Source organism: Pseudomonas sp. SIMBA_068 (genome assembly GCF_046534705.1).
In the GTDB taxonomy this organism is placed as follows: domain Bacteria; phylum Pseudomonadota; class Gammaproteobacteria; order Pseudomonadales; family Pseudomonadaceae; genus Aquipseudomonas; species Aquipseudomonas putida.
This window is the reverse complement of record NZ_JAWRYI010000375.1, coordinates 1-278: the sequence shown is the minus strand read 5'-3', so window position 1 is coordinate 278 and position 278 is coordinate 1. Positions and strand designations below refer to the sequence as shown.

Here is a 278-nt window from a genome sequence, read left to right as displayed (position 1 = left end):
CGTTAAGCTTACAAGACCACCAGTTGTTATTAACGAGTGGTAAAAGTCGTTTTTCACTTACAACGTTATCAGCGGCTGACTTCCCCAATTTAGAAGAATGGGATGGTGAAGTTGAATTTCAACTAACGCGTTTAGAGCTTCGTAAATTACTTGAAAGCACGCACTTTTCAATGGCAAACCAAGATGTACGTTATTACTTAAACGGTATGTCGTTTGAAGTTGATAATAGCGATATTAAAACGGTGGCTACCGACGGACACCGCTTGGCGATTGCACAG

General features: G+C 41.0%; 1 pseudogene. It reads left to right on the top strand.

The features are described 5' to 3' along the window. Window positions 1-278 (top strand): annotated as a pseudogene (locus SB756_RS29600) (DNA polymerase III subunit beta); the annotation flags it as partial.